Annotated in this window: 5 protein-coding genes and 2 pseudogenes; 4 read left to right on the top strand and 3 right to left on the bottom strand. The window is 75.2% G+C overall.

Going from position 1 to position 6,662, the window contains the following annotated elements:
- Together VR45_RS39495 and VR45_RS39490 are read left to right on the top strand one after the other, a co-directional pair.
- On the top strand, positions 1–816 hold an 816-nt coding region (locus VR45_RS39495; protein ID WP_045944794.1), incomplete at its 5' end, for a PP2C family protein-serine/threonine phosphatase.
- 219 nt (positions 817–1,035) lie between these two features.
- The gene (locus tag VR45_RS39490) at positions 1,036–1,812 is read left to right on the top strand and encodes an NAD(P)H-binding protein (protein WP_045944793.1); all 777 of its coding nucleotides are present in this window, start codon (positions 1,036–1,038) and stop codon (positions 1,810–1,812) included.
- A gap of 21 nt (positions 1,813–1,833) precedes the next feature.
- Here the strand turns inward: VR45_RS39490 and VR45_RS39485 are convergent, their stop codons facing one another.
- Positions 1,834–2,229 (bottom strand): helix-turn-helix domain-containing protein, encoded by a 396-nt coding sequence (locus tag VR45_RS39485; protein ID WP_045944792.1) that lies wholly within the window; start codon positions 2,227–2,229, stop codon positions 1,834–1,836.
- Positions 2,230–2,297: 68 nt separating this feature from the next.
- Between VR45_RS39485 and VR45_RS39480 the strand changes: the two genes are divergently transcribed.
- On the top strand, positions 2,298–2,969 hold the full coding sequence (locus VR45_RS39480; RefSeq protein WP_045944791.1) for a nitroreductase family protein: 672 nt from the start codon (positions 2,298–2,300) through the stop codon (positions 2,967–2,969).
- Between the two features lie 208 nt (positions 2,970–3,177).
- Positions 3,178–3,861, top strand: a complete 684-nt coding sequence (locus tag VR45_RS39475) for a GNAT family N-acetyltransferase (RefSeq protein ID WP_045944790.1) — start codon at positions 3,178–3,180, stop codon at positions 3,859–3,861.
- Positions 3,862–4,446: 585 nt separating this feature from the next.
- Here the strand turns inward: VR45_RS39475 and VR45_RS39470 are convergent.
- Positions 4,447–5,846, bottom strand: a pseudogene (locus tag VR45_RS39470) (carbohydrate-binding protein).
- Between the two features lie 225 nt (positions 5,847–6,071).
- Positions 6,072–6,662: pseudogene (locus tag VR45_RS39465) on the bottom strand (hypothetical protein); the annotation flags it as partial.

Here is a 6,662-nt window from a genome sequence, read left to right as displayed (position 1 = left end):
GCCCAGCACTGGACCGAGGTCGCCCTCGGCGCCACCCGGGCCAGGCTGGCGGACAGCGAGCAGGAGGCGGCCGAGCGCGAGCAACTGGCGCTCCGGCTCCAGCAGGCGATCCTGCCCGCGGCACCCCCGCCGCTCGGAGCCGCCGGACTGCGCGCCGCCGTCCGCTACCGGCCCGCCGCCAAACGCGAACGGGTCGGCGGCGACTGGTACGACGTCCTGCCGCTGCCCGACCGTCAGGTGCTGCTGGCCGTCGGCGACGTGGCCGGGCACGGGGTCGGCGCGGCCACCGGCATGGTCGCGCTCCGGCACGCGCTGCGCGGTCTGGCCGTCACCGGCGCCGGCCCGGGCCGGCTGCTGCAGTGGGCCAACACCGTGGCCCTGCGCGAACCGGAACAGGTGACCGCCACCGCCGTCTGCGTGCTGCTCGCGCCGGACGACGGCTCGCTGCGCTGGGCCCGGGCCGGCCACCTCCCGCCGATCAGACTGGCCCCCGGCGGCGCCGAGGTGCTGCCACTGCCGCACGGCGTGCTGCTCGGGGCGCTGGCGGACGCCGAGTACGAGGAGTACACCGCCCGGCTCGCCCCGGGCGACGTGCTGCTCCTCTACACCGACGGCCTGGTCGAGCGCCGGGACCGCCCGGTCGAGGAGTCGGTGGACCAGCTGATCCGGGCGGCGGGCCCGCCCGGCCCCGATCTGGAGCGGTACCTGGACCTGCTGCTGGAGCTGAGCCCGGCCGACACCGACGACGACACCTGTCTGGTCGCCGTCCGCATCGAGCGGTCGGAGCCGGACGAGAGGGCGCAGCCGGCCGGGTGAGGGGCCTGCCGACGGCCCGTCCGTCCGCGCAGATCGTCAGCGCCGTTCGTCCGCCCCCCTTGCACGCATTGACGAACGATCATGCGCGCCCCGCACACCGCCCGACGCCGCGCGTGGCCTAGGGTCGATGCTCGGAGATCGTCGGGGCCGCCCGCGCGGGCGGGGGATGTGCGGGCCCGGCGGCGCTCCACGACACACGCACCACGAAGGAGAACAACCATGTCGAACCGCAGGACCGTCGCGGTGGTCGGCGCGACCGGGCGTCTGGGCGAGCACGTCGTCCGCGTGCTGGCGGAACGCGGCCACGAGGTCGTGGCGATCTCACGCTCGGCGGGCGTCGACATTGTCACGGGCGAGGGCCTCGACGAGGCGCTGACCGGAGTCGGTGTTGTCATCGACACCTCCGGCACCCCCTCCGCGGACGAGACCGTGGCGACGGAGTTCTTCACCGCCGCCGCCGCCAACCTGCACGCTGCGGGCGCCCGGACCGGGGTGGAACTGATCGTCTCGGTGTCGATCCTCGGCATCGACGCGTCGACCGGCGGCTACTACCGCGCCAAGGTCGCCCACGAGAAGGCCCTGACGGCCGGTCCGCTGCCGGTCCGGATCCTGCGTGCCGCGCAGTTCCACGAGTTCGTCGAGCCGCTGGTCAGCTGGGGCCGCCAGGGCGACACCGTGTACGTCCCGCTGATGCGCACCCAGCTCGTCGCGGCCGCGGTGGTGGCCGAGGCGCTCGTCGACCTCGCCGAGGGCCCCGCGCCCGAGCCGGGCACCACGGCGGCGCCGTTCCCCGAGATCGCCGGCCCGCGCGAGGAGAACCTCGCCAAGGCCGCCGAACTCGTCTACGCCGCCCGCGGCGAGGAGGTCACCGTCGTCGAGGCCAGCGAGGAGGGGACCCCCGACCGCGAACTCCTGGAGAACGGCGCGTTCGTCGCCGGTCCGGCCACCACGCTCGCCGGCCCGACCCTGGAGGATTGGCTGGCGGCGCAGGCCTGACCGCCGCCGCCCGCCCGGACGTCAGGGGGTGGCCCCCTGGTCGGCCGGGCGGGCGGACCTGGCCCGCTCGATGTCGTTGATGTGGACCTCCGTCCACTCACGGAGGGCGCTGATCGGTCCGGCGAGGCTGCGCCCGAGCTCGGTCAGCCCGTACTCGACGCGGGGCGGCACGGTCGGGTGCACGGTGCGGGTGACGAACCCGTCGGTCTCCAGCAGTCGCAGGGTCTGGGTGAGCATCTTCTGCGACACCCCCTCGATCCGCCGGAACAGCTCGGTGTAGCGCAGGGTGCCGTCGAGCAGGCTGTCCACGATCAGGACGGTCCACTTGCCGGCGATGTGGTCGAGGACCTGGCGCGTCGGGCACTTCGCGGAGTAGACGTCGGCCGGGAGGCCGGAGGATGCCACGGTGGTTTTCACCCGGGGAGAGTAACGCACTTTCAGGTGCCTTCTTTCCAAAAGAGAGTAACTCTCCGAGAGTTGTCGGCATGACGAACCACACGACGAACCGCCCGATGTCCGTCGCGGAAGCGATCCGCACGCGCCGCACCGTCCGCCACTACCGGCCCGACCCGGTCCCGCCGCAGTTGCTCGACACCCTGCTCGACCTGGCGGTGGAGGCTCCCACCAGCTGGAACCTCCAGGACCGCTCGATCGTGGTGGTGTCGAGCGAGGAGGGCCGGGCCGGTCTGGCCTGGGCCACGGGGGGCCAGCCCCAGCCGACCGAGGCGCCGGTGGTGCTGGTCTTCGTCGCCGAGCCGCAGGCATGGCGGGAGGACCGCAGCGACGTCTACCGGCAGGCGCGGGAGAACGGGGCGTGGAGCGAGGAGTTCGTGGAGATGTTCTCCGCCGCCGCGCAGGAGTTCCAGGAGGGCCTCGAACAGCGCGGCCTGCTCCGCGAGTACGCGGTCAAGGACGCGGTCATCGCCGCCTCCTTCGTGATGCTCGCGGCCACCGCGATGGGGCTGGCGACCTCGCCGATGAACGGCTGGGACGAGGAGAAGGTCAAGAAGGTGATCGGGATCGAGGACCGCGAGGACCTCGCCATCGCCCTGCTGGTCTCGGTCGGCCACCCCGCCGGCACCCGGCTCCACCCGGGCCGCCGCCCCCGTCGGCGCGTGGTCTTCGACGGGACGTACGGGGCCGCCGCGGCCTCGTAGTCCGCGGCGCGTCGGTCCGCGGCGTCGGCCCCGGGCCCAGGGTCGGGCGAACTCCGGCCCCCGCGGCCGGACTTCTCGCCGGGCCGCCCCGCACGTGGTGCATCGGCCACCACCTGCTGTACTGATCGCCCGCCAAGGGCGGGGGTTGGCAGGTCGGCGACTTCCGGTAAGCTATGAACTCCGATAGTGACTATTACGGGGGTCGAGGATGGGCGAGTCCGTCGTCAGCGGGCTGGTACGGAGCTGGGTCGGTGGCTGGGTGGTCTCGCGGGGGGCGGCCGAGCCGGTGGACGAGCCGTGGGGCTGGACGGTCGATGTCGGCCAGGCGGCGCAGGTGGCCCGGCACGTGCTGCCGGAGCCGACCGAGCCCGACGAGCCGACCGAGCCCGACGTCCGCAAGCTGGTGGCGGCCACCACCGCGCCGGGGACCTGGCTGAAGGTGTTCACCGACGACGACACCGTCCGGCCCTGGCTCGGGCCGGGCTGGCGGTTCGACGTCCCCGGGTATCTGATGACCGTGCCGCTCGCCGCCGGAGCTCCGGTGGTGCCGGCCGGCTACACCCTCACCACCTGGCATCGCGGCGGTGTGGTCCGGGCCCTGGTCCGCACCGAGGCCGGCCACTTCGCCGCGCGCGGCCAGCTCGGGCTGGCCGGGGCCGTCGCCGTGGTGGCGGACCAGATCGAGACCGCGCCCGCGCACCGCCGCCGGGGCCTGGGCTCGGTGGTGATGCGGGCCCTGGAGGACGCCGGGCACCGCGACGGCGCCGAGACCGGGTTCCTGGTCGCCACGCCCGAGGGGAAGGCGCTCTACAGCACCCTCGGCTGGACGCTCCGGGCCACCATGGCGAGCCTCTACTACGCCCCGGAGCCGGCGGAGTCCGCCGAGGTGTGACCGGCGCTCCGGCGCACGACCGCCGGGTGTCCGGGGCCGGGCGGCGGTTCGGTGCCGGTCGGGCACCGGCCTCAGTGCCGGTTCAGCACTGCGGCCGCTTGCCGTGGTTGGCACCCTTGCGACGAGCCTTCTTCTTGCGGCGACGCTTCGACGACATCGGGCCTCCTTGGTGGGTTGGCCCCCCGTCCAAGGTCTCACACGAAGGGCCCACCGTGGCAGCGCCGGTTGCTCCGATCGAGGGCGCGGCGAGCCGGTCCGCCCGGGCTCCGGCCAGGGCTCCGGTGCGGCGGACAGTCATNGCCCCGGACGGGTGTCCGGGGCCGGGCGGCGGTTCGGTGCCGGTCGGGCACCGGCCTCAGTGCCGGTTCAGCACTGCGGCCGCTTGCCGTGGTTGGCACCCTTGCGACGAGCCTTCTTCTTGCGGCGACGCTTCGACGACATCGGGCCTCCTTGGTGGGTTGGCCCCCCGTCCAAGGTCTCACACGAAGGGCCCACCGTGGCAGCGCCGGTTGCTCCGATCGAGGGCGCGGCGAGCCGGTCCGCCCGGGCTCCGGCCAGGGCTCCGGTGCGGCGGACAGTCATGGGTCAGACCGCCTGCCACAGCGCCGGGGTGTTCGGCGGCTCCCACCCGGCCTGCGCCTGGTGGCCCTGGAGGCAGCGGTAGGAGGCGCTGCCGTAGGTGACGGTGGCGCCGGCCTGGTAGACGGTGCCGGCGGCCCAGGTGCCGCCCGGGTTGCCGGGGCCCGGACCGGGGCCGGGGCCCTGGCCGTCCGTCTTCAGCGTCAGCCCGTAGCCCTGCAGGATCGGGTTGACCGGCTGGAAGTACGTGGTGCCGCCCTGGGAGCAGTTCCCGGTGCCGCCCGAGGTCACGCCCTGCGCCTGGGTGCCCGAGACGAAGGATCCGCCCGAGTCGCCAGGCTCCGCGCACACATTGGTCCGGGTGACGCCCGAGACGGTGCCCTCGGCGTAGGTGACGCTGGTGTTGTGCTGCTGGATCGTGCCGCAGTGCCAGCCGGTGGTGGAACCTGACCGGCAGACCGAGGCCCCGACCTGCTGCAGTACCGAGCCGGTCACCGCGCCGGACGCACTGTTCACGTACGGGGTCGCGGTCCAGCTGCTGTTGGTGGCCACCCAGGACATGTCGTTGCCCGGGAAGACCGAGGCCTGGAAGCTGCCCTGGGCGACCCGGTTGGCGCCGGTCGTGCCGGACCCGGCCCGGCCGCAGTGGCCCGCGCTGACGAAGCCCTGGGTGGTCCCCCGGGTGATCGGGAAGCCGATCGAGCAGCGGCTGCTGCTGTCGATGTAGTAGGCGTCGCCGCCGCGGAGGTCGTAGAGCGGACGCGGGGCCTCGGCCACCGTCTCCACCCGCACCGCCGCCCGGTCCACCCCGGCCCCGGCGACCAGGCGTTCGGCGGCGGCCCGGTCGGTGGCCTGCACCACGACGGTGTTGGCGGTCACGTCGACGTAGCGAACCGGCGCGGCGAGTGCGTCCGCCCGGCCGGCGGGACCGCGTTCGGCGGCCAGGTCGAGCGCGGCCAGCGCTCCGTCCAGGGNCCGTCCAGGGCCGCGAGCGGGCGGTCCACGAGCACCGGCCGGGCACCCGCCGCGCGGATCACGGCGAGGTCGGCGCCCCGGGTCGTGGCGACGACCGGAGCGGCGTCGGGGCCCTCCAGCCAGGAGCCGGCCCAGCCACTGCCGAGGGCCTGGGCGAGCGCGCCGGCCAGGGCGCCCGCCCTGGCCTCGGCGGTGATCCGGGCCCGGGCCTGACCGTCCGTCAGGCCGAGGTCGCGCCGCAGCGCCTCGACCAACTCGGGCGCGGCAGCGGTGACTCCGAGGGCCGCGGGCGCGGCCGAGGCGGCGGCCCGGGCGGCCGCGGCGGGCCCGGGGACGGGGGAGGTGGCACCGGCGGTGCCCTGGAGGGCGGTCAGACCCAGGGCGGCGGTGGCCAGGACAGCACACGCGGCCCTGGCGGGTCGTCGGAGCATGGGGGTCTCCTGCGGTCACGGTGTGGGGGTCGCCGGAAACCGTAGGAGCCCCGTCCGCCGGCGGGGGAGATGTCACCCGGGGGTACCGCGCGGGGCTATCACCGCGCAGGTCGGGGCGGCCGGCGGGCGCTCGGCCGCGTGGTACAGAAGACCTTTCGGTGGACCATTCCGTCAAGCCGGGCCCGGCACCGCGGCTTACCGCCTCGCGCCGCTGCTCACCGCCGCTCAGCGCTGCTCGACGAGCCCCAGCAGCCAGAAGTTGGCGTACCGCCCGGCAGCCGTCGCCGTCGGGTCGGCGGGCCGCCCGTTCCGGCCGAGCCGGACCCGCACCTCGTCCAACGACACCGAGGCGCCGCACGAGTAGCCGAGCGGTGCGTAGGTCTCGTCGGGTCCGCAGAGCACGGACACCACCCGTCGCGCGGCGGGGAAGCGCAGCACGATCTGCTGGTGGTCGGCGTACGCGACCTCCAGACCGAGCACCAGATGCGCCCCGCCGACCAGGTACCAGCCGCTGCCGGGCCGGTCCTGCCGCAGGACCCCGGCCAGCGTCCGCAGCCGGCCCGTACCGAACCCGCCGGGCCGGGGGAACCCGCCGGGAGCACCCTGGCCGGTCGGCCCGCCGACGGCCCCGTAGCCGCCGAAGTCGTCGAAGCCCCCGAACGCGCCGAAGCCGCCGCCCGCTCCCGGTGCGTCCCCCTCCCCGCCCACCGCCCGCTCGGCCGTCGAGCCGCCCGGACGCGGCGGTGTCCCGGGTGCGACGGCCGCCGTCGCCAGCACCGCGACGGCCGCCACCGCCGCCGCCACCCTCAGTCGCCG

It is taken from the genome of Streptomyces sp. NRRL S-495, assembly GCF_000966955.1.
GTDB lineage: Bacteria > Actinomycetota > Actinomycetes > Streptomycetales > Streptomycetaceae > Kitasatospora > Kitasatospora purpeofusca.
Note: the sequence above shows the minus strand (reverse complement) of the source record. Positions and strands in the feature narration are given on the sequence as shown.

Coding starts and splice junctions, on each gene's coding strand:
- VR45_RS39490 (WP_045944793.1), top strand. CDS start 1,036: ATGTCGAACCGCAGGACCGTCGCGGTGGTCGGCGCGACCGGGCGTCTG.
- VR45_RS39480 (WP_045944791.1), top strand. CDS start 2,298: ATGACGAACCACACGACGAACCGCCCGATGTCCGTCGCGGAAGCGATC.
- VR45_RS39475 (WP_045944790.1), top strand. CDS start 3,178: ATGGGCGAGTCCGTCGTCAGCGGGCTGGTACGGAGCTGGGTCGGTGGC.